The sequence below is a fragment of the Cytobacillus sp. MT66 genome (genome assembly GCF_058792595.1).
In genome coordinates this window covers 390,718-411,489 of record NZ_JBXAFB010000002.1, presented here as the reverse complement: position 1 = coordinate 411,489, position 20,772 = coordinate 390,718, and the positions used below count along the sequence as shown (strand labels likewise).

The 20,772-nt window shown below is 41.0% G+C and carries 20 protein-coding genes and 2 pseudogenes; 12 read left to right on the top strand and 10 right to left on the bottom strand.

From position 1 onward, the window contains the following. Positions 1–53 precede the first annotated feature (53 nt). A pseudogene (locus tag AC1Q59_RS05370) lies at positions 54–1,267 on the top strand (MFS transporter). Between the two features lie 3 nt (positions 1,268–1,270). Here AC1Q59_RS05370 and AC1Q59_RS05365 read toward each other — a convergent pair. Further along, the gene (locus tag AC1Q59_RS05365; RefSeq protein ID WP_492364762.1) at positions 1,271–1,882 is read right to left on the bottom strand and encodes a YitT family protein; all 612 of its coding nucleotides are present in this window, start codon (positions 1,880–1,882) and stop codon (positions 1,271–1,273) included. A 143-nt stretch (positions 1,883–2,025) separates the two neighbouring features. Here AC1Q59_RS05365 and AC1Q59_RS05360 point away from each other — a divergent pair, with 143 nt between their 5' ends. Then, positions 2,026–2,937: a YIEGIA domain-containing protein gene (locus AC1Q59_RS05360; RefSeq protein ID WP_492364761.1), complete on the top strand. Its 912-nt coding sequence runs from the start codon at positions 2,026–2,028 to the stop codon at positions 2,935–2,937. 2 nt (positions 2,938–2,939) lie between these two features. After that, complete coding sequence (locus AC1Q59_RS05355; protein WP_492364760.1) at positions 2,940–3,149, top strand: capping complex subunit for YIEGIA; 210 nt, start codon at positions 2,940–2,942, stop codon at positions 3,147–3,149. A gap of 138 nt (positions 3,150–3,287) precedes the next feature. On the opposite strand, the gene AC1Q59_RS05350 is transcribed toward AC1Q59_RS05355, so the two are convergent. Beyond that, the gene (locus AC1Q59_RS05350) at positions 3,288–3,737 is read right to left on the bottom strand and encodes a YndM family protein (RefSeq protein WP_492364759.1); all 450 of its coding nucleotides are present in this window, start codon (positions 3,735–3,737) and stop codon (positions 3,288–3,290) included. Between the two features lie 160 nt (positions 3,738–3,897). On the opposite strand from AC1Q59_RS05350, the gene AC1Q59_RS05345 reads away from it, so the two are divergent. After that, a complete protein-coding gene (locus AC1Q59_RS05345; protein ID WP_492364758.1) occupies positions 3,898–4,530 on the top strand; it encodes a LysE family transporter in 633 nt (210 codons plus the stop codon). 226 nt (positions 4,531–4,756) lie between these two features. Here the strand turns inward: AC1Q59_RS05345 and AC1Q59_RS05340 are convergent, their stop codons facing one another. Beyond that, the gene (locus AC1Q59_RS05340) at positions 4,757–5,032 is read right to left on the bottom strand and encodes a YqhV family protein (RefSeq protein WP_492364757.1); all 276 of its coding nucleotides are present in this window, start codon (positions 5,030–5,032) and stop codon (positions 4,757–4,759) included. 89 nt (positions 5,033–5,121) lie between these two features. Beyond that, on the bottom strand, positions 5,122–5,460 hold the full coding sequence (locus tag AC1Q59_RS05335) for a hypothetical protein (protein WP_492364756.1): 339 nt from the start codon (positions 5,458–5,460) through the stop codon (positions 5,122–5,124). 133 nt (positions 5,461–5,593) lie between these two features. Here AC1Q59_RS05335 and AC1Q59_RS05330 point away from each other — a divergent pair, with 133 nt between their 5' ends. Then, on the top strand, positions 5,594–6,220 hold the full coding sequence (locus AC1Q59_RS05330; RefSeq protein ID WP_492364755.1) for a LysE family transporter: 627 nt from the start codon (positions 5,594–5,596) through the stop codon (positions 6,218–6,220). 30 nt (positions 6,221–6,250) lie between these two features. Here AC1Q59_RS05330 and AC1Q59_RS05325 read toward each other — a convergent pair whose 3' ends face one another. Continuing rightward, the gene (locus AC1Q59_RS05325; RefSeq protein WP_492364754.1) at positions 6,251–7,621 is read right to left on the bottom strand and encodes an amino acid permease; all 1,371 of its coding nucleotides are present in this window, start codon (positions 7,619–7,621) and stop codon (positions 6,251–6,253) included. Positions 7,622–7,765: 144 nt separating this feature from the next. On the opposite strand from AC1Q59_RS05325, the gene AC1Q59_RS05320 reads away from it, so the two are divergent. Then, the gene (locus AC1Q59_RS05320; RefSeq protein ID WP_492364753.1) at positions 7,766–7,909 is read left to right on the top strand and encodes a hypothetical protein; all 144 of its coding nucleotides are present in this window, start codon (positions 7,766–7,768) and stop codon (positions 7,907–7,909) included. Positions 7,910–7,941: 32 nt separating this feature from the next. Here the strand turns inward: AC1Q59_RS05320 and AC1Q59_RS05315 are convergent, their stop codons facing one another. Together AC1Q59_RS05315 and AC1Q59_RS05310 are read right to left on the bottom strand one after the other, a co-directional pair. Then, complete coding sequence (locus AC1Q59_RS05315; protein WP_492364752.1) at positions 7,942–8,235, bottom strand: spore coat protein; 294 nt, start codon at positions 8,233–8,235, stop codon at positions 7,942–7,944. An 18-nt stretch (positions 8,236–8,253) separates the two neighbouring features. Beyond that, positions 8,254–8,457, bottom strand: coding sequence for a hypothetical protein (locus AC1Q59_RS05310; RefSeq protein WP_492364751.1), 204 nt, complete (start codon positions 8,455–8,457; stop codon positions 8,254–8,256). 135 nt (positions 8,458–8,592) lie between these two features. On the opposite strand from AC1Q59_RS05310, the pseudogene AC1Q59_RS05305 reads away from it, so the two are divergent. Beyond that, positions 8,593–8,673, top strand: a pseudogene (locus AC1Q59_RS05305) (YjcZ family sporulation protein); the annotation flags it as partial. A gap of 187 nt (positions 8,674–8,860) precedes the next feature. On the opposite strand, the gene ilvD reads toward AC1Q59_RS05305, so the two are convergent. Both ilvD and AC1Q59_RS05295 read right to left on the bottom strand, forming a co-directional pair. Continuing rightward, a complete protein-coding gene (ilvD, locus tag AC1Q59_RS05300; RefSeq protein WP_492364882.1) occupies positions 8,861–10,531 on the bottom strand; it encodes a dihydroxy-acid dehydratase in 1,671 nt (556 codons plus the stop codon). A gap of 180 nt (positions 10,532–10,711) precedes the next feature. Then, positions 10,712–12,208, bottom strand: a complete 1,497-nt coding sequence (locus tag AC1Q59_RS05295) for a nitrate/nitrite transporter (RefSeq protein WP_492364750.1) — start codon at positions 12,206–12,208, stop codon at positions 10,712–10,714. Between the two features lie 249 nt (positions 12,209–12,457). Here AC1Q59_RS05295 and AC1Q59_RS05290 point away from each other — a divergent pair, with 249 nt between their 5' ends. From AC1Q59_RS05290 to narI, 5 genes are all read left to right on the top strand, one after another. Continuing rightward, positions 12,458–13,156 carry a Crp/Fnr family transcriptional regulator gene (locus AC1Q59_RS05290; protein WP_492364749.1) on the top strand — a complete coding sequence of 233 codons (699 nt, stop codon included), beginning with the start codon at positions 12,458–12,460 and terminating at the stop codon, positions 13,154–13,156. Between the two features lie 228 nt (positions 13,157–13,384). Next, a complete protein-coding gene (locus AC1Q59_RS05285) occupies positions 13,385–17,065 on the top strand; it encodes a nitrate reductase subunit alpha (protein WP_492364748.1) in 3,681 nt (1,226 codons plus the stop codon). Further along, entirely contained in the window at positions 17,055–18,521 is a 1,467-nt protein-coding gene (gene narH / locus AC1Q59_RS05280) for a nitrate reductase subunit beta (protein WP_492364747.1), read from the top strand. Before AC1Q59_RS05285 ends, narH begins: the two co-directional genes overlap by 11 nt. Before the next feature lie 104 nt (positions 18,522–18,625). After that, entirely contained in the window at positions 18,626–19,201 is a 576-nt protein-coding gene (narJ, locus tag AC1Q59_RS05275) for a nitrate reductase molybdenum cofactor assembly chaperone (protein ID WP_492364746.1), read from the top strand. Then, positions 19,177–19,857 carry a respiratory nitrate reductase subunit gamma gene (gene narI, locus AC1Q59_RS05270; protein WP_492364745.1) on the top strand — a complete coding sequence of 227 codons (681 nt, stop codon included), beginning with the start codon at positions 19,177–19,179 and terminating at the stop codon, positions 19,855–19,857. The genes narJ and narI overlap by 25 nt, the downstream gene beginning before the upstream one ends. 139 nt (positions 19,858–19,996) lie before the next feature. On the opposite strand, the gene AC1Q59_RS05265 is transcribed toward narI, so the two are convergent. After that, positions 19,997–20,764: an alpha/beta fold hydrolase gene (locus tag AC1Q59_RS05265; RefSeq protein WP_492364744.1), complete on the bottom strand. Its 768-nt coding sequence runs from the start codon at positions 20,762–20,764 to the stop codon at positions 19,997–19,999. Between the last annotated feature and the right edge of the window lie 8 nt (positions 20,765–20,772).

Sequence of the window (20,772 nt, the reverse complement as noted above, 5' to 3'; positions counted from 1 at the left end):
AAATTTGTTGGATTGGAAGTGTCAGTTTAGTGGCAGCGAAGAAAAATAAAGGAATGATGATTACCGCCATTGGCTCAATTCCCCTCATAATGACACTGGGGAATTCAATGCTCATACCTATTTTACCGCAGATGAAGTCAACTTTACATCTCTCACAGCTGCAAACAAGTCTAACCATAACCGTTTTTTCCATTGCAGCCGCTATTTTCATTCCCATCTTAGGTTATTTATCCGATAGATTTTCAAGAAAAATCATTATCTTGCCCGCTCTTATTCTCTATGGCATCGGAGGACTTTTAGCGGGATTTGGTGCCTCTGCACTATCCCATTCGTATGTTTGGATCTTAATTGGCAGAACACTTCAGGGAATTGGCGCTGCAGGAACTGCTCCTATTGCAATGGCATTAACCGGGGACCTTTTTAAAGGCGGGGAACAAAGCAGAGTTTTAGGAATTGTAGAGGCATCCAATGGACTTGGGAAAGTATTATCTCCTATTCTTGGTTCGCTGCTTGGTCTACTTGCATGGTTTGCTGTTTTTATGCCTTCCCGGCCATTTGTCTTGTATCCATTCTCTTGACATGGATTTTCATTAAAGAAAAGAGGAACCGCCAGGCACCTCCCCCTTTTGGAAAATATGTAAGGGGGTTATTAAGTGTATTTAAGCATGAAGGCCGGTGGCTTTTTACAACCTACTTAGCAGGAGCTACCTGTTTATTTACGCTATTTGGAATTCTTTTTTACCTTTCAGATATGCTGGAAAAGGATTATAACATCGATGGCGTTGGAAAGGGATTTATTTTGGCCATCCCGCTGCTTGTAATGGGGACAACTTCTTATATAACAGGCAGTAAAATTGGGAAAAATCTAGTAACAATGAAAACACTGATTGTCCTGGGTTTTATGTTAATGACTTTATCCTATGGTTTACTTACTTTTTTTGATAAACTCGTGCCCTTTTTAATTGTTTTATCCATCAGCAGTGTTGGAACGGGACTAGTCCTGCCATGTATCAACAGCCTTATAACCGGTTCGGTTGGAAAAGAACGAAGAGGTTTTGTCACATCTTTATATGGATCTGTTCGTTTTATTGGCGTTGCGGTCGGACCACCTATTTTCACCAGATTAATGGAATGGTCAAAGGTAGGAATGTTTATCTCACTAGCCGCTTTAACCTTATTAGTCGCCTTACTGGCTTTAACTTTGATTCATGTTAAAGACAAGAAAGGCGAAAAAGGCAAAGTTGCCTTTCGCTACAACTACGTGTGAGGTTTATTTTTTCCTCCATCCAAGTGTATATGTCTGGCTGAAATTCAATCCGCATATCACATCAACCATCTTAGTGGAAATCCATTGGCTGATAAATGCCTGTATGAGGATTTCCCAGCTGATAATAAAAGCGGTTAGCAGGAAGATGCAAAAGTTGATCCAGAAAAGGGGCTTTCCAGGAAGTATATTTTTATGAGTAGCAATAACCAGGGCAATCACACCTACACCGCCGTTGGAAACTCGTTCTCTCATTAATATTCCCACACCAGTTCCAAGGAGTACGGAACCGATCACAAGATCAATCCATACATTCCCCAGCGGTGTTGGAATCAAACTTTGAAAGATATAGATGGCATAAGAGGTTACAGATATCGCCAGCATTGTCCAAATGGCAAAGCGGTTGCCCAAGTATTTAATTCCAACAGCCAGCATCGAAAAATTCATTAGCCAGAGGCCAAAGCCCATGTGGATATGAAAGAAATGATTTAATAAAACAGCTAAACCTCCAGCACCGCCGGATGGAATCGCGTGCGGAAACAAAAATAGTCCCATACCTAAGCCTTGTATTGTACCACCAGCTATTACTAAACCGTTTTTTCGTAAAAATCGATTCATTTTACCCATCCCTGCTTTGGCTAGCCGTTTTTATTAGTGTCTAGTAGACCAAGCTTACTTTACATCTTTATTCTTGCCCTGGAGAGAATATGTTTTGATTACTTATAGAAAGTTACATAACAATAAAAAAATAGGTGTATGCGATGAGTAGCGAAATTATTTCAAATGACAACCTGGTCATTATTGTAACAGCGATTATTGTTGGAACGATTGCCAGATTAACAACCATTAAGGCCGATATTAGGCAGTATCCCAGTTATCCAAATGGTTATATGATCAATCTATTTACAGGTTTTATCGCGTCAGCTCTTGGGGCCGTTGCGATCCCAGCATTAATGGCAAAAGACTTTGTTGCGGTTACATTTTTGACAATTGCAATTCAGCAATTCAGAGATGTTCGAAAATCGGAAAAAGAAAGTTTGAAGGAGCTGGAAAAGACGGAATTCACCTTCCGGGGAGATGCCTATATTGATGGAATTTCCAAAACCTTTGAAGCCCGCAATTATATTTCACTTATTGTTTCTTTATTTACAGCAATTACGATGCGGATTGTCAGCAGCGATGTTCAGTTAATTAATATTATCTCTGGGGCTATTGCAGGATTTATTACTTTGTACCTCCTAAAGAGATTTTCGAAAGGAAAAATGATTGGTGATATTGCTCAGGTATATCAAGGAAAAATTGAAATTAGAGATTCTGACCTTTATGTAGACGGTATGTACATAACCAATTTATTAGGCTCTGAGCATGCATCAGAACTATTTGAAAGAGAAGGACTCGCTGTTGTCATCAAACCGAATGAGTATCGATTCAGTATTACTTTGGATAACTATGGCCAGAGACAGGCGGCATTATTTGAAGCAACGAGGGCATTGGGCCTTAAACGGTACCACTTTATCAGAAAAGACTTTGAGAAGAGAAGAATTGTGATTGCAATGGTCCCTATTGTTCCCAACATTGACCGGTTTATAGATGTTGTCAAACAAACCCCGCTCCTTGAAAGCACGAAAAAGAGCCAAGATGTCCTTGATACAAACATGGCAGGGAGGGAATAAATATGCCGAGAAATATAGAAGGCAAATATCAATACGACATTGTTGCCATTGTTACTCAAAATAAAGATCGGATTTTAGGCGGAAGACAGCTGACATTGCTTGCACAAAATGAGGAAGAACAAAAGGCAATGGCGGAAGAAGTGGCATTAACCATGAAGGCCAGCGTGGTGAAAGTTAAATTTGGCGATTACTTTGTCATTCGAATGCTATAAAATATTTTATTTTCGGTTCAAACTTTTATCAATGTTTCTCTTACACGTTAAAGCGCTGGGGGCTTGTCCCCCAGCGCTTTAACGCTGTACATGATTGGGGGCCTGTCCCCCAATGGATTAATGTGTTACAGCGTTGATTTACTCATCTTTTTTTGTGAGGTCAACTCTTGGCGGTGTCAGTTCTTCAGAGGCTTCGGTTTGGTACTGGAGCTGGCCGGTACGGTATCCCGCACGCTGTTCATTGTCATTAATAACATTATTTTTAACATATTTGTGAAAGAAGTACTCGAATACAGCTGTGCCTGCTGCAGCTATTAATGACATGAAAAAAAGATTATCAGCAAAATAGAGGCTATAGCTCAGCAGCCAAATGATTCCTAAGGCCATTGCAAAATCTACGATTGTTGCGATAATATTGCTTGTTTTCGGAAGAATGAGCAAATCACCAATGATGTAAGAGGTAATGCCTAATGCTAATGAGATTAAAAAGACTGCCCCAAAAGACATACCAAAGAAAATACCCAAAATTACATATAGAAGGACCAAACAAGATATAAACTTAATTGCTAATGCCTTTACATGATCCATTATTAATCATCTCCTTATTGATATTTTGCTTCATTGATTCCTTCCTATTCAAATTCATAGAACAAACATTTTCCCAATCTTTTTTTAGGACAAACGTTCATTAGCACTGAATTTTCCACATAAAATGTACAAGTTCTCTCATACCGATTGGAGTGTTCAAATGAGTATCAGTATCTTGTGCAGTTACATTTTATTAGGATTTACCCTTGCAGCTCCAATAGGTCCTGTTAATTCAGTCAGATTGGACAAGGGGATAAAGAATGGGTTTTGGCATGCTTGGATCGTGGGGGCAGGTTCGATGATTGCCGATGGGATCTTCATGCTTATGGTTTACCTAGGGATGGTACATTTCCTTGAAGTTTCCATAGTGCAAATTTTTCTTTGGCTTTTTGGAGGATTTATTCTCATCTATACCGGTTTCGAGAGCATCATTAAGGCAAATGCCATAACCCTATCTGATACAAGAGGCAAAGATTCGTTATTAAAGTGTTTTCTTACAGGCTTTGTTATGTCAATAACCAGCCCCTTATCCATACTCTTCTGGCTAGGAATTTACGGATCAGTTCTGGCAAAAACAGCCGAGACTAACGGTACCGGGTTCCTTTTAATATATAGCAGCATGATTTTCCTCGGTCTCACCTTATGGGATATTTTAGTTGCAAGTTTAACAACAGGTTTCCGAAGATTTCTTCATTACACAAGTCTGAAAGCTATTTCCATCATTTCTGGTCTCTCATTAGTTGGCTTTGGGCTTTATTTTGGCTATCAAGGATTACACGCTCTTTTCTATTAAGCTTAATCTTGATTAAAACTGCTTAGTTGATCTTCACTGCAGGCGCGTAGACTCCTGGGGGATCAGCATTGATGCGAGACCCCGCAGGAGCGCAAGCGACGAGGAGGCTCGCGAAATGCCCCCCCCCGGAAAGCGAAGCGCCTGGAGAGGAAATCAACGGCCAAATTTAACAAATCCTTTAATAAAAAAACGAGGACAACAATATGTCGTCCTCGTTTTTCCTTTGTTAATTGCTTTTAACACCATAAAGAATACAGGCCACCCCGCCAAATATCCAAATCAGTTTTTTGAAAGAAACATTTTCTGCAATCCCGAAAAGACCAATGGTTGTCGTAATGACCAAAACAATTGGACCGATTAAAGCAAGAGAGCTATTTACAACCAGGGCTTTTTCAACATCGTTGTATTTTAAAATCAAAAAAGCAACGAATATTTCCAGGCTTCCAGATAAAAAGCGCAAAAAAGCCATTCCCATTATTGCCTTTTCTAAATAATGAAACATAAAATGATCCTCCCAAACAGTTTGCTGATTAATATATATGCAGCATTCTGTCTAAGAAGGACAAGTTGATGAAAAAAGTGGTTCTTGTTCTACTTCTCCTTTCCCTTTCCTTCAGGCTTTTCGCTCATTGTTCGGTATAATTGCGTTTCCATACTTCCCTGGACAATGTTTTCCAGAAAAAACTCACCAATCAATTTCAAATACTCATCATCATCAAACATTTTTTTGTTCTGCAATTCCATTTCTGCAAGACCTTCATAAGTAGATATAAGTGCGTATGTATGGTCTTTTCCAGTGATGGGGGTTAGAATATCTACCTTATGATTGTAATTTTCATTTCGATATTTTTTAATTTCCTGTAAGTTTGTGATTCCCTCTTTAAATTTATCTTGTTTAATATCAAAGGTTTGATACACAATCACAGACATTGTTATATGCCCTCCTAAGAAGCTTTCAATTATTATTTTCTAATTTCTATCCATCTATTCATTTTAAATAAGTGGTACAACCCCCAGAGGCTGAATAGAATTGTACAAACCTAACATAGAAAGGAATGTCCTAATGGGTGTCTTTTTTGGTTACATATTTCTCGGTCTTACCCTTGCAGCACCGATTGGGCCAGTAAATGCTGCTCAATTGGATAAAGGAATAAAGAGCGGCTTTTTTCACGCTTGGCTAGTCGGCTTAGGTGCGATGCTTGCAGATGTCATTTACATGGTTGCGGTATTTCTTGGCGTTGTACAATTTCTCGAAATTCCGATTGTGAAGACCTTTTTATGGTCTTTTGGCTTTTTTGTTCTTGTTTATACCGGTATTGAAAGCATCATAAGTGCTGGAAAAATTGTTTCAAATAATAGAGGAAGCAGTGACACATCAATAAAATCCTTTTTTTCCGGTTTTTTTATATCCATCTCTAATCCATTAACCATACTGTTTTGGCTGGGGATTTACGGTTCGGTTTTAGCGAAAACGTCTTCCGAATATGACCAAGTCCATTTACTTGCATATAGCCTGGCCATCATCATTGGATTATTAATGTGGGATATTGCGATGGCTAGTGTGGCAAGCAGCTTTAGAAGATTTTTGTCGGCAAAAATCCTTGCAGGGATCTCTATTTTTTCAGGGATTTCCTTAATCGGCTTTGGATGCTATTTTGGCTATCAAGCAGTCCTCATTCTATTCTTTTAGCTAAAAACTCCACTTTTAAACAAGTGGAGTTTATGCTTCTCTTAGGTTAAAGCTCGCTTTTTTCTTTCTTTTCTTCACAAAATGCATAATCACCAGCACAACAATAACCAACCCGACAAAGCCAATGCTGACAAAAAATCCCGGACGGCTAGACTTCTCTAAGAGTGTTCCACTGATAGCCAGCAAGATTAAAGCCATACCTGTAAATCGTTTGGCATGATCAAATCCAGTTGCCTCAATAAGCTTTGGAAACGATATTAGGATAAAAAGCCAATTATACAAAAGCATGAGTCCGGCAGCTGTCGTAATGTATTCGTAGACGCTATTAGGCATCACCAATGCCAGGACAATTGATGTAATCAGCCCGCAAATTGTCAGCCCTAAAGCAAGCGGAGGTACCTTCAGCTTTCCTTTTTTAGAAAAAATTTTCGGTGCGTCTCCATCCTCCGACAAAGTAACAATCATACTTGTTACGGCAAATAATGAGGCGGCCATTGTTGAAAAACCGGCTATAATAATCCCCCCGTTAAATACGTGAGGAAAGAAATTCAGATGATATTTGTCAAGAGCAATGACAAACGGACTTTCCTCTGTATTGAATAAATTGATAGCAGCTAAGCCTGTGGCAAGCAGCAATGATATTAAATAAATTGTGGTTAAAATAATTAACATCACTGACCCAGATTTGCGCACATCCTCCTTGTTTTTCAAACGTGTCGCCAAAATCCCCATAATCTCAATTCCGCCAAATGCATAAAACCCAAAGATGAGGGACGACCATAAACCTTTCCACCCATTCGGAAAAAATTCACTCATCTGCAATGACATATTAAAGTCTTTACTGCTCCCGCCAAACTTGCCAAACAAAACAAAAATAGCTAAAACGATAAACATAAAAATAGCGGCAATTTTTATCACGGCAAATATATTTTGAGCTCTTTCAAAGCCTTTTGTACCGATGACTACGACAAGAACTCCTAAGGCAGCGTAAATGGCGGAAAATACCCAAAGAGGAACATTAGGAAACCAAAATCTTGAAAGTATCGATAAGGCAGTTAGCTGACTCCCCGTAATGAGCATTTCAGAAAACCAATACACCCACCCGCTGCTGAAACCTGCCCAATTGCCATACGCTTTTTTCGCATAAGACCGGAAAGAACCCTTTTGCGGGTCCTTAGCTGACATTTTTCCTAGTGCATCAAAAACTAGGTAGGTACCCAATGCAGCAAGTAAAAAGGAGATGAGCATGGATGGGCCTGTCATCTTAATGCCAATACCCGAGCCTAGAAAATACCCTGTGCCAATGATACAGCCAACACCAATAAGAGAAAGCTGCCACCATGCCAGTTTCTTTTCACTATTCTTGCCACCCGATTCTGCAGCCCTTGCTGGTATCTCCATTAAGACCCCCCCTTTCCAATTCCAAATTATTATTAGCGGAAGCCACTGAATTGATGTATGTCAAAATCTTTTGAACTTTACTAGGAATAATTCAAATTCATCCGTTCCAAAATAACATCAGCTTCATATAAAGGGGGGATGCATGTGACTCAACAATGTTTTTACTGCAGCGGCCAGACAGAGGAAAGGGATTTTCATCAAGTATCATTTAGGGTCTCCGATACGGATCGCGATGAAATCCTTTGCGGGGAATGCTATAAAGAATGGCTCGAGGGAATAAAAGACTAAAAGGGTGTCACAGCTGTGGCACCCTTTTTTAACTAAAATTGATTATCGGGATGTAAATTATTTTGCATATATTCCTGTACTTTTACAATCTGTTCCACGGTTGCTAACTCTGTCTTGTACCAGCCTTTTTCATCCATCATTTTATATAGCTTGTATTGATTATCATTAGCATTAGTAAAGCATTGCTGATAAATATTCCTAAGATCCTGATGGCTTGTTTCCATCATCGTATGGCTGATGCTATTTATGCGCCCCTTCTCTAACTCCAGGCAGAGCTGGACCATTTCGCGGTCTGTTAATCCGCGGCCTTCGATATTATTAGGCATACCGTACCTCCTAAAAAATTATTGAATCATTTTTGAGCGGTTAAAATATTGCGCTAAATCAGCTATTTTTAATTGATGGCTTTCTGCAAGCTGTTCAAGCGATGTTCTTAGCTCCTGGTCTTCACATTGGGAAGCACACCAATTCATTGTTTTGGCAATGATTTCTTCTGCTCTGATTTCGTCTTCAATAAAAGCCAGCTCTTTGGTAGTAAGTTTATTCACAATCGTTCACCCCCTGAGTTGATATATGTAAAATTAGTATTTATTGCATTCAGATTTTTTATCCTCAAACCGCCCACACTTTGAAGGCAAGCGCACATAGTATAAACTATCCAAACTTTAAGGAGGTGCTTTTTAATGAGTGCTGGACACGGAGGCGGATTTGCCTTATTGGTTGTGTTGTTTATTCTTTTGATTATTGTGGGCACTGCTTATATAGGGGGCTACGGTTACGGCGGCGGCTATGGTTATGGCGGCGGCTATGGTTATGGCGGGGGATTCTGGTAAACCCCTGAATAGAAGTTGTTAACACCTTTTTAGCAGTTAAGAAACACCATCTTAAAGTAAAACCTTTGAAAGTGAAAAAACAGACCTGCCGATTACCGGCAGGTCTGTTGTCATGATATTATATTTTCATTACTCCGCCTGTGCTTGCAGATGTAACAAGTTTAGAATAACGGGCTAAATAGCCTTTTTTCACTTTTGATTCAAAGCCTTTCCATCCAGCTTTGCGTTTTTCAAATTCCTCATCGGAAATTTCTAAATTAATCGTGCGATTATTCAAATCAAGCTCTATCATATCGCCATCTTGAACAAAAGCAATTGGACCGCCTTCTGCAGCTTCCGGTGAAATATGCCCGATGGAAATTCCTCTAGAAGCGCCTGAGAAACGTCCATCCGTAATTAAGCCAACTTTTGCTCCTAAGCCGCGGCCAACAATCTGTGATGTTGGGGCAAGCATTTCCGGCATCCCTGGTCCGCCCTTAGGTCCTTCATAGCGGATAACTACGACATGACCTTCTTGTACCTTTCCAGTAATGATGCCCGAAAGAGCATCCTCTTGAGAATCAAAGCAAATCGCCGGACCTCTTAGATAACCGCCAACTTCGGGATCCACCGCACCAACTTTAATAATAGAACCGTCTGGTGCAAGATTACCGAATAATACAGCTAGGCCGCCCTTTTCAGAGTGCGGGTTTTCTAATGGATGAATGACATCCGTATCTAAAATTTCACTTCCAGCTACTGTTTCAGCAATTGTTTTTCCGGAAACAGATAAGCAATCCCCTTTGAACGCGCCAGGCTTTTTAAGAAGTTCATTGATGATGGCACTCACGCCGCCCGCATTATGAACATCTTCAATATGATAATCAGATGCCGGGGCAATTTTTGCCAAATGCGGCACGCGGGTAGCGATTTCATTTATTCTTTCTAAAGGATAGTCAATTTCCGCTTCATGAGCCAATGCTAATGTATGAAGAACGGTGTTTGTTGAACCGCCCATTGCCATATCTAGGGCAAATGCATTATCGATTGCATCGATTGTAACAATATCACGAGGCTTGATATCCTTTTTAATCAATTCCATTAACTGTTTCGCTGACTTTTTAACAAAATCCTTGCGTTCCTCTGCAACAGCCAAAATTGTACCGTTTCCAGGAAGAGCAAGACCAAGTCCTTCAGCAAGACAGTTCATTGAGTTTGCTGTAAACATGCCTGAACAAGATCCGCATGTCGGACAAGCAACCTGCTCAATTTCTTCTAACCGAGCTTCGTCAATCTGGCCGGACTGATATGCCCCTACTCCTTCAAATACAGATGATAAGGAAAGAGCATTACCTTCACTGTCTCTTCCAGCCTTCATTGGGCCGCCGCTGACAAAGATAGTTGGAATGTTTACCCTTAGTGCAGCCATCATCATTCCAGGTGTGATTTTATCACAGTTTGGAATACATACCATTCCATCAAACCAGTGTGCAGAAACAACGGTTTCAATGGAGTCAGCGATAATTTCACGGCTTGGAAGAGAGTATCTCATTCCAATATGGCCCATCGCAATTCCATCATCAACCCCGATTGTATTCATTTCAAACGGCACACCGCCAGCTTCACGGATTGCTTGCTTAACAATTTTGCCAAATTCCTGTAAATGAACGTGGCCTGGGACAATATCAATATATGAATTGACAACCGCAATAAACGGCTTGCCAAAATCCTCATCTTTTACACCAGCTGCTCGAAGCAAACTTCTGTGTGGTGCCCGATCAACACCTTGTTTTATCATATCACTGCGCATTTCAGCCATGATAAACAACCCCCTCCACATTCAAAATTTAATAGAAATTTTATACGTTTTTCTATTATTATAATATTTTAATAATATTATATATTTAACACCTTTAATTTACTAGTGTAAAGGGAAAAATATGAAAAAAACTGCCGACATTTTGACATGCTCGGCAGTTTTCTCTATTTTTTAGGAAATCCTCTTAATTTCACTAAACATTCCAACATAATTTTTTACCTCATGAGCATCATCCTTTACGGAGCTGATGGTCAGCCATTCTAAATAAATCTCGCCGTTTTTGCGTTTATTCCAAATTTCGCCCTGCCAAAAGCCGTACTCTTGGATAGAGTCCCACATCTGCTGATAAAATTCTTGGCCATGCTTGCCCGAACTTAATACGTTCGGCTTTTTCCCGATAACTTCTTTTGCACTAAAGCCTGTAAGTTTTGTAAAAGCTGGATTTACTGTCTCTATCAACCCATTTCTATCAGTAACAATAATCCCTCCTGCTGTATGATCAACAATGTCAACAGCCATCTGTAATTTTTCCTGATAAAACATCCAGACGACTAAAATCAGACTTGCTAATGCAACCATCGCTAGGGACATAAACCCAATGGCGTAGTGCCCTGTTAAATTATATAAGAAGGTAAGCATTAATGGCGGGAAAAAACCGCCAAGCCCGCCCATTGCTGAAACAATTCCATTGACAATGCCGCCCTGTTTAGAAAAATACATTGGCACAAGCTTAAAAATAACCCCGTTGCCGATACCCGCACAAAAGGCAATCGTCAGACAGCCAGCGGTATAGTAAGTGATCGAAGGTGTAAATGCAAGCAAAATGCCTGATAAGGTTAATCCTGCAAAAACAAAAATCAAAATCTTGTAGGAATTAAATTTATCTGCCAGCCATCCTCCTAAAGGACGAATGAAAGTGGTAATCGCAATAAATCCTGCAGTCCTTACCCCTGCATCGACCTTTTCTAGATCAAAATGAGCAACAAGAAAATTAGGAAGATAGATGGTAAACGCAACAAAAGATCCAAAGGTGAGAAAATAAAACAGACTTAAAAACCATAGTTTTTCATTTTTATAAACACTATTTATTTGTTCCATTAACGGCGTATTGACCTTGGACTCCTGTCTGTCGCCAAAAATAAAATTAATAACCGCAAAAGCAAACATAAGGATAAGGAACAGCTGAACAGTCGTTTGCCATCCCAATTGTGTTGCAGCCACTGGGGCAGCAAAAGTAGTAATGGCGGTGCCAATATTGCCAACACCATAAATTCCATTGACAAAACCATGCCGTTCTTTTGGAAAATACTTCGGCAGCGACGTTACTCCTACTGAAAAAATAGCACCGCTCAAACCTAGAAACAGTCCGCCAATTAATAAATCCGTGAAAGTATTTGCTATGCTAATATAATAAATTGGGAAGAGTAACAGTAAAAAGCTAATAAAAAACATTCTTCTTGCCCCAAAGCGATTCGTCCAGTAACCAATTGGAATTCTCAGCAGAGATCCAAGTACCACTGGGATGGCAATGATAAAAGTTAACTGATTCGCGCTAAGGGTAATATCCTCCTTAATAAAAGGCATTAACGCTGACAAAATCACCCACACCATGAAACAGGCAATTAGACTAATTGTTTGAAGAGGTAATTGCCATGTCTTTAATTTCACAACAATCTTCTCCTTTCGTTCCCTTTAGTTGTCATTTTCAATGAACATCATTCATTGAGCCATTTTAAAGTGAAATATATTTCTATTTGATTGCATCGTAAGAAATTTTCTATGGTTGAAGATGTGAAGAAATTCACATCTTTTTTCTTTGTCATAAAACCTTCACAGTTCGTTTCGGGGGAAAACAAGCCTGCATATGATAAAATAGAAACATATAAAAGCTCGATAAAAGGTAAAGGTGTGATTTAAATGCCTAATGCAATGAAAGCTACTCAATCGATTCAAATAACTGAGCTGCTTCGGATTAAAGAACGGATGATCAATGCTGAAAAAGGCGACTACCTTTTTCAGGAAGGTGAAGATGCAGACGAATTATATTTAGTCTTATCGGGCAAGGTTCAGATCAGCAAAATTAGTTCTGACGGCAGGGAACTGACTTTAAGAATCGTCGGAGAAAATGATATATGCGGGGAATTAACATTATTCACAAGCAGCCCTAAATACCTTCTCAGTGCCCTTGTCATAGAAGAGGGAGAAATCGCTGTCATAAGAAAAGATGCGATTGAAAAACAAATCTTTCAAAACAGCGCATTGGCCTATGAATTTATGAAATGGATGAGCGACCATTTCCGCAAGACGCAAACAAAGTTTCGAGACCTAATGCTTAACGGAAAAAAAGGCGCCCTCTACTCTACCCTGATTAGAATGACTAACAGCTATGGGGTCAAGAAAGACGACGGGATATTAATTGACCTCCCTCTCACCAACCAGGAGCTTGGAAACTTTTGCGGAACCTCCAGAGAGAGCACCAACCGCCTGCTAAACGAATTAAAACGTAAAAACATCATTTCTATTAAAAAAGGCAAAATTACGGTCCATTGTCTGCAGTATTTAAGAGACGAAATTGGCTGTGAAAATTGCCCAGTTGTGTATTGCAGCATCGAATAGAGACCGATCTCCCGGAAGAAAATAATAAAAAATCCTACCCTCATTAAGCTGGCCAGTAATAGCCGGCTTTTTTATTTTTCTACAAAAATATTTTTGTCTATTTTGTGACATTAAAACTGAATGTGAAGTACTTCACTGTAGGTCAATCAACCCTGTTGCTACAGTGAGACTAAAGCAATGACCATTACATTCGATGAAATTTATTCGAATGGCAAAGGAGAGAATACTGTGAAGAAAAAACATTCGCCTTTATACAATCGCTTTAAATACTTTACTCCTATTGAAAAACAATCCAATAACCATAGTCAAACAACACATGAAAATCGTGATTGGGAACATGCGTACCGAAGCAGATGGCAGCATGATAAGGTTGTCCGCTCCACCCATGGGGTCAACTGCACTGGTTCCTGCAGCTGGAATATTTACGTGAAGGACGGCATTGTCACCTGGGAAGGCCAGCAGCTTGATTATCCATCAACAGGCCCCGATATGCCTGACTTTGAGCCAAGGGGATGCCCGCGAGGTGCGAGCTTTTCATGGTACATTTACAGCCCGCTTCGCGTTAAATACCCATATGTACGCGGGATATTACTTAATATGTGGCGCGAGGCTTTAAAGGTAAATGATAACCCGCTGGAGGCCTGGAAAAGTATTGTGGAAAATCCAGGAAAGGCAAAATCCTACAAACAGGCCCGCGGTAAAGGCGGATTAGTTCGCGCCGATTGGGATGAGGTGCTGAAGCTTGTTTCTGCATCTATTCTTTACACGGTTATTAAATATGGACCTGACCGAAATGTCGGTTTTACACCAATTCCAGCGATGTCAATGCTTAGCTATGCCTCTGGCTCACGCTTTATGTCCTTAATTGGCGGTCCAATGCTCAGCTTCTATGACTGGTATGCTGACCTCCCTCCTGCTTCCCCGCAGATCTGGGGTGATCAGACAGATGTGCCTGAGAGCAGTGACTGGTTTAATTCAGGCTATATCATGACATGGGGTTCCAATGTCCCGCAAACACGGACGCCTGATGCTCACTTTTTGGCAGAGGTTCGCTACAGAGGAACTAAGGTTGTCTCAGTCAGCCCCGACTATGCAGAATCAACTAAATTCTCGGATGACTGGATGAAAGTTCGCCAGGGTGCTGACGGTGCACTTGCGATGGCCATGGGCCACGTTATTTTAAAGGAATTTTATGAAGAAAAGCAGCATGACTACTTTATCAATTATTCAAAACAATATACAGATTTCCCATTTGTGGTCACTTTGAAAAAGGACGGAGATGAATTTATTCCTGACCGCTTCCTCAATGCTAAAGATCTTGGCAAGGCAGTAAATCATGGCGAATTTAAGCCAGTCCTTTATAACGACCTGAACAAAAAATTGGTAATCCCGCATGGAACAATGGGTTCAAGATGGGAAGACAAAGCTAAATGGAATTTAAAGCCATTCGATGAGGAAACAGGTGAAAATATTGATCCTAGACTTTCCTTTAAAGGAATTGAAGACGAGATTGTGTCTGTCAAAATCCCGTATTTCTCTCACGAAGGCAATCGTGTGCTCACCCGAAGTGTTCCTATGAAGAAGGTAGAGCTTGATGGAGAAATTTTTTACACGGCAACTGTTTATGACTTAACACTGGCAAACTATGGAGTTGACCGCGGACTTGGCGGTGAAGCTGCCAAATCATTAGATGACGATGTGCCATTTACTCCAGCCTGGCAGGAAAAGATTACGGGCGTGAAAAAGGAGCTTGTTACTAAGATTGCCCGTGAGTTCGCCCAAAATGCGCTTGATACAAATGGACGTTCGATGATTATCGTCGGTGCCGGAATTAACCACTGGTTCAACTCAGATACGATTTACCGTGCTGTATTAAACCTTGTGTTATTTGTTGGTGCCCAAGGAGTCAATGGCGGCGGCTGGGCTCATTATGTGGGCCAGGAAAAACTTCGTCCAGTAGAAGGCTGGCAGACCCTTGCTACTGCAAAGGACTGGGGCGGACAAGCAAAATTGCAGAACGGAACCTCCTTCTTCTATTTTACAACCGATCAATGGAGATACGAAGAGCAGCCGGTAAGCGAGCATATTTCGCCAATTTATGAAAAGGCACGCTATGACCATTATGCTGATTACAATGTCATGGCTGCACGATTAGGCTGGCTCCCTTCCTATCCGACTTTCAATCAAAATACAATAGATTTGTACAAAGAGGCTGAAGGTTCGGGTGCAAGAACAGCTGAGGAAGTTGGACAGTATGTAGCGGAAAAATTGAAAACTAGGAAGCTGCAATTTGCCATTGAAGATCCTGATAATCCAATTAACTTCCCTAGAAATCTATTTGTCTGGAGATCTAATTTAATATCGAGTTCTGGTAAAGGCCATGAATATTTCTTAAAGCATTTGCTGGGTACCACTAGCGGCCTTTTAAACGAGGATGGTGACAGCTTAAGGCCAGAAGAAGTGAAATGGACAGACAAAGCAGCTGAAGGAAAGCTTGATTTATTAATTGATTTAGATTTTCGCATGGCTGGAACAGGCTTGTATTCAGACGTCATCCTCCCTGCGGCAACATGGTATGAAAAGCACGATTTAAATAGCACGGATATGCATCCATTTATTCATCCATTCAACCCTGCGATTTCTTCGCCATGGGAAGCCCGGTCTGATTGGGATATCTTCAAATCTATTGCTAAATCAGTATCGGAAATGGCTAGAGACTTAAAACTAGAACCTATGAAAGAGGTAGTTGCGACTCCGCTACTTCACGATACACCTCAGGAAATGGCACAGCCGCTTGGCATCATCAAGGATTGGAGCAAAGGCGAATGTGAACCGATTCCTGGAAAAACAATGCCGCAGATCCATGTGGTCGAAAGAGATTACAAGCTGATCTACGAAAAATGGATCTCTTTAGGCGCGAATGTCAAAAATGCTCCTTATGGCATTAAAGGCATTAATTGGTCTGCTGAAGAGGAATACGAAAAGCTCAAGAAGGTGCTTGGCACTGTCCAAGGCGGTGCCGGAGACGGCTGCCCTAATATTGAAAGTGCGAAAAATGCCTGTGAAGCAGTGCTGACCCTTTCTTCTACATCGAATGGCCGCATGGCTGTTAAAGCCTGGGAAGCACTTGAGAAGAAAACCGCCCTAGAGCTTGTTGATCTAGCCGCAGAACGTGAAGAAGAGTGCTTTACGTTTGCACAAATTACAGCGCAGCCTAAAACAGTTATCACCTCTCCTGCTTTTAGCGGCTCTGAAAAAGGCGGGCGGAGATATTCACCATTTACTACAAATGTTGAACGTTTCATACCTTGGCGGACGATTACAGGCAGACAGTCCTTCTATTTGGATCATGAAATGATGCAGGAGTTTGGTGAAGCAATGGCAACGTTCAAGCCGATTTTACAGCAGAAGCCATTTAAGAAAAACCGCCCGGAAGCCGAAGGTAAAGAAATTGTACTAAATTATTTAACTCCGCATAATAAATGGTCCATTCACAGCATGTATTTCGACTCCCAGCCGATGCTGACTCTTTTCAGAGGCGGACCGACTGTTTGGATGAATAAAGATGATGCTGCAGAAGTCGGTGTTGAGGATAATGACTGGATTGAATGCTTCAACCGCAATGGCGTTGTTGTCGCAAGAGCAGTTGTTTCTCACCGAATCCCGCGAGGCATGGCCTTTATGCACCACGCACAAGACCGGCATATCAACGTGCCTGGTACAAAATTAACAAGCAATCGTGGCGGAACGCATAATAGTCCGACAAAAATCTACGTCAAACCGACCCATATGATTGGCGGTTATGCCCAGTTAAGCTATGGCTTTAACTACTACGGACCAACCGGAAACCAGCGTGATGTCAATGTGGTCATCCGCAAACTTAAGGAGGTTGATTGGCTTGAAGATTAAAGCACAAATCGGAATGGTCATGAATTTAGATAAATGCATCGGCTGTCATACATGCAGTGTTACATGTAAAAACACCTGGACAAATCGTCCAGGTGCAGAATATATGTACTTTAATAATGTTGAGACAAAGCCCGGCATCGGATATCCGAAGCGCTGGGAGGATCAGGACCACTATCAGGGGGGATGGATTGTAAAAGACGGCAAGCTGCAATTACGATCAGGATCAAAAACAAATCGTCTTATGCAGTTATTTTATAATCCGAATCTCCCTGAAATTGATGATTACTATGAGCCTTGGACTTATGACTATGAAACATTAACAAATAGCCCGGAAAGAAAGGTTCAGCCCGTTGCCCGGCCAAAGTCGGCCTTAACGGGAGAGTTCATGGATATCCTTTGGGGGCCAAACTGGGAGGACGACCTTGCCGGAGGCCATATTACTGGTTTGCGCGATCCGAATGTTGAAGCGATGGAAAACAAAATCCGCACCGAATTTGAAGAAGTATTTATGATGTATCTGCCTAGAATTTGTGAACACTGTATCAATCCATCCTGTGTTAGTGCCTGTCCCTCTGGCGCTATGTATAAACGGGATGAAGACGGTATTGTTCTAGTTGACCAGAACGCCTGCCGCGCATGGAGACATTGCGTAACTTCCTGCCCGTATAAAAAGGTTTATTTTAACTGGCAGACTAATAAAGCGGAAAAGTGCACTCTTTGCTTCCCGCGGATTGAAGCTGGCCTGCCAACCATTTGTTCAGAAACTTGCGTTGGCCGTATTCGCTATTTAGGCGTCATGCTTTATGATGCCGACAAAGTACAGGAGGCTGCACTGGCAGATGAAAAAGATCTATATCATGCCCAATTAGGCATCTTCCTTGATCCAAATGATCCTGAGGTAGTTAAAGCAGCGAAACAGGAAGGCATCCCAATGGAATTCATTGAAGCTGCTCAAAAATCACCAATCTACAAAATGATTATTGATTGGAAAATTGCGCTGCCGCTTCACCCTGAATACCGGACAATGCCAATGGTTTGGTACATTCCGCCGCTAAGCCCAATCATGAATATGTTTGAAGGCGTTGGCAGTTCTGCTAATGCAGAGGACATCTTCCCTGCCATTGAACAAATGCGGATCCCAATTCAATATTTAGCGAACCTGCTAACCGCTGGTGATGAAACACATATCCGCACCGTATTAAAGAAAATGGCGGTGATGAGAAGCTATATGAGAAGCCTGCAGACAAACAAAGTGCCAAATCCAGCATTAGTTGAAAATCTTGGATTAACCGAACAGGATATTAAAGACATGTACCGTCTGCTGGCCATTGCCAAATACGAAGATCGCTTCGTCATCCCTGCCTCCCACCGTGAAGACGTGGCAGACCTTTATGACGAACAAGGCAGCTGTGGCCTAGCCTTCGCCGGGGGCCCTGGCGCCTGCGGAACTCTTTGATACAGTAAAGCACCGGGGGCCTGACCCCCGTTGCTTTACAGCATTAAACCATTGGGGGCCTGTCCCCCGGCAGTTTAAAGTACTAAAGAAAGCGGTGACGTTTGATGAGTGAACAGGATATCCAATTGGCATTTCGGGTTTGTTCTTATCTTTTGAGCTACCCTGATAATGAATTTATCGATTCTATTGAGGAGCTGGAAGCTGAAATTAAGGGAGCCTCTTCTTCTCCTGTCAAAAACGAACTAGATCTTTTTTTCCGCAAGCTCAAGCACATGCCTCCTTCTGAGCTTGTGGCTGCTTATGTAAATACGTTTGACTTTGGAAAGAAGACCAACCTCTATGTAACGTATATGTCTAACGGTGAGCAGCGTGAAAGGGGCATGGATCTTCTCTTTCTAAAAAATTATTATAAGTTAAATGGCTTTGATATGACTGATAAGGAACTGCCAGACTTCCTTCCTGTCATGCTTGAGTTTGCCAGTCATGTTGATCTTGAAACAAGAAAGCCTGTATTTGACCGGTATTTAAAAAACATCAAGGAAATCTCCGAGAAGATTGATCCAGAAACCAATTTGTACGGCCATATTTTACGTTCCATCCTGCTGAATCTTGAGGAAGCGGGAATTGCTAAGTCTGTTCGGAGGAGTGAAGAAATATGTTTGAACAATTTCTATGGGTAGTGCTCCCCTATATTGTCCTGACCATTTTTATTGGCGGCCACATCTACCGGTACAATCATGATCAATTTGGCTGGACAACGAAATCAAGTGAAATCCTGGAAAAAAAGCTGCTTAGGCTGGGAAGTAATCTTTTTCACTGGGGAATTATTTTTGTCTTTTTTGGCCACGTCATGGGGTTATTAATACCCATCGGAGTCTATGAATCTATCGGTGTATCCGAACATCAATACCATACGATAGCACTTATCGGAGGAATACCTGCAGGGGTTGCCGCGGCAATCGGGATTCTCATCCTCTTTTATCGGCGCATGTCTGTTCGCAGACTTGTGGCAACAAGCACCCCAGGTGACTGGGTATCCCTAATTTGCTTAATAATTGTCATTCTATCAGGACTCTCAGCTACATTCATTAACATCGATTCTCATGGATTTGACTACCGCACAACCATCGGTCCATGGCTAAGGGGTGTCCTTACCTTCCGTGCAGACGCTAGTCTTCTTGCAGATGTGCCGATCTGGTTTAAAATTCATATTGTGGCCGTATTTGGCATCTTTGCCGCCTGGCCATTTACACGGCTTGTTCACGTGTTCAGCCTTCCGGTCCGCTATTTGACGCGAAGCTATGTAATCTACCGAAAACGCGAGCATATTCAATAATACTTGGGTGAATCTAATTCTTTTTAAGTCAAGGCGAGCCTAAGTTATTTAATATAATTTTTGGGGTCTTCAGTATTCAGGTTTATGACGATGCTGGAGGCCATTTTTTTTCGTCCCTAATAGTATTTGCCGCTATTCATTAAAAATTTGTATGAACAAAACCAATGATTAATTGATTCAACTCCTTGGCAGCCTTTGTGGGAATTCGATGACTTTCATTTATAAAATATAAATGATTGTCTGGCAGGTTTTTTTGTAATATGCTGGCATACTTAAAAAATGGTTTATCTTTCTTTCCAAAAACTAGCAACATTGGTTTATTTATATGTTTCAATTGAGAAGTACAATTATACTCCATACTATAACGAAAATATTGCTCCATATTCTCAATTTTCCCTCGGGAAGCTTCTTTGACCATTGTTTTAAATAATGGTAATGTATCTGAATTGCTCCATGACATCGACCATGCTAAAACAGATTTTGCTCCCTTGCTGGCTAATTTACTGCCGAATGAAATCTTATTTCTCAGGTATATATCATCTACATCTGGCATTCCGCTAATTATAATGCCTCCTAATGTTCTTTCAGGAAAAGATAAAAGAAACTCTAATGCAATCGATGCGCCGGTTGAATATCCGCATATTATTGCCTTTTCAATATTCAAGTGATCTAATAGCTTTGTAATATCTTGAATGATTAAGGGATATGTAATCGGTAAACTTGAAAATTCACTTCTCCCATGTCCTCTAATATCAAAGGTAATGACCTGCAAATTAGAAGATAGGCCCTCAAGCTGATACTTAAAAATAACAGATGTAAGTACTGGCGGATGAATAAATACTATTGGAATGCCATTTCCCTCAACCTGATAAAAAATACTGCTGCCTTTTACGTTTAATCTATTCATTTACAATA

Excerpts from the sequence above, each read along its gene's own strand:
- AC1Q59_RS05365 (WP_492364762.1), bottom strand. The coding sequence starts at position 1,882 with ATGAATCGATTTTTACGAAAAAACGGTTTAGTAATAGCTGGTGGTACA.
- AC1Q59_RS05360 (WP_492364761.1), top strand. The coding sequence starts at position 2,026 with ATGAGTAGCGAAATTATTTCAAATGACAACCTGGTCATTATTGTAACA.
- AC1Q59_RS05355 (WP_492364760.1), top strand. The coding sequence starts at position 2,940 with ATGCCGAGAAATATAGAAGGCAAATATCAATACGACATTGTTGCCATT.
- AC1Q59_RS05350 (WP_492364759.1), bottom strand. The coding sequence starts at position 3,737 with ATGGATCATGTAAAGGCATTAGCAATTAAGTTTATATCTTGTTTGGTC.
- AC1Q59_RS05345 (WP_492364758.1), top strand. The coding sequence starts at position 3,898 with ATGAGTATCAGTATCTTGTGCAGTTACATTTTATTAGGATTTACCCTT.
- AC1Q59_RS05340 (WP_492364757.1), bottom strand. The coding sequence starts at position 5,032 with ATGTTTCATTATTTAGAAAAGGCAATAATGGGAATGGCTTTTTTGCGC.
- AC1Q59_RS05335 (WP_492364756.1), bottom strand. The coding sequence starts at position 5,460 with ATGTCTGTGATTGTGTATCAAACCTTTGATATTAAACAAGATAAATTT.
- AC1Q59_RS05330 (WP_492364755.1), top strand. The coding sequence starts at position 5,594 with ATGGGTGTCTTTTTTGGTTACATATTTCTCGGTCTTACCCTTGCAGCA.
- AC1Q59_RS05325 (WP_492364754.1), bottom strand. The coding sequence starts at position 7,621 with ATGGAGATACCAGCAAGGGCTGCAGAATCGGGTGGCAAGAATAGTGAA.
- AC1Q59_RS05315 (WP_492364752.1), bottom strand. The coding sequence starts at position 8,235 with ATGCCTAATAATATCGAAGGCCGCGGATTAACAGACCGCGAAATGGTC.
- ilvD (WP_492364882.1), bottom strand. The coding sequence starts at position 10,531 with ATGCGCAGTGATATGATAAAACAAGGTGTTGATCGGGCACCACACAGA.
- AC1Q59_RS05290 (WP_492364749.1), top strand. The coding sequence starts at position 12,458 with ATGCCTAATGCAATGAAAGCTACTCAATCGATTCAAATAACTGAGCTG.
- narJ (WP_492364746.1), top strand. The coding sequence starts at position 18,626 with ATGAGTGAACAGGATATCCAATTGGCATTTCGGGTTTGTTCTTATCTT.
- narI (WP_492364745.1), top strand. The coding sequence starts at position 19,177 with ATGTTTGAACAATTTCTATGGGTAGTGCTCCCCTATATTGTCCTGACC.
- AC1Q59_RS05265 (WP_492364744.1), bottom strand. The coding sequence starts at position 20,764 with ATGAATAGATTAAACGTAAAAGGCAGCAGTATTTTTTATCAGGTTGAG.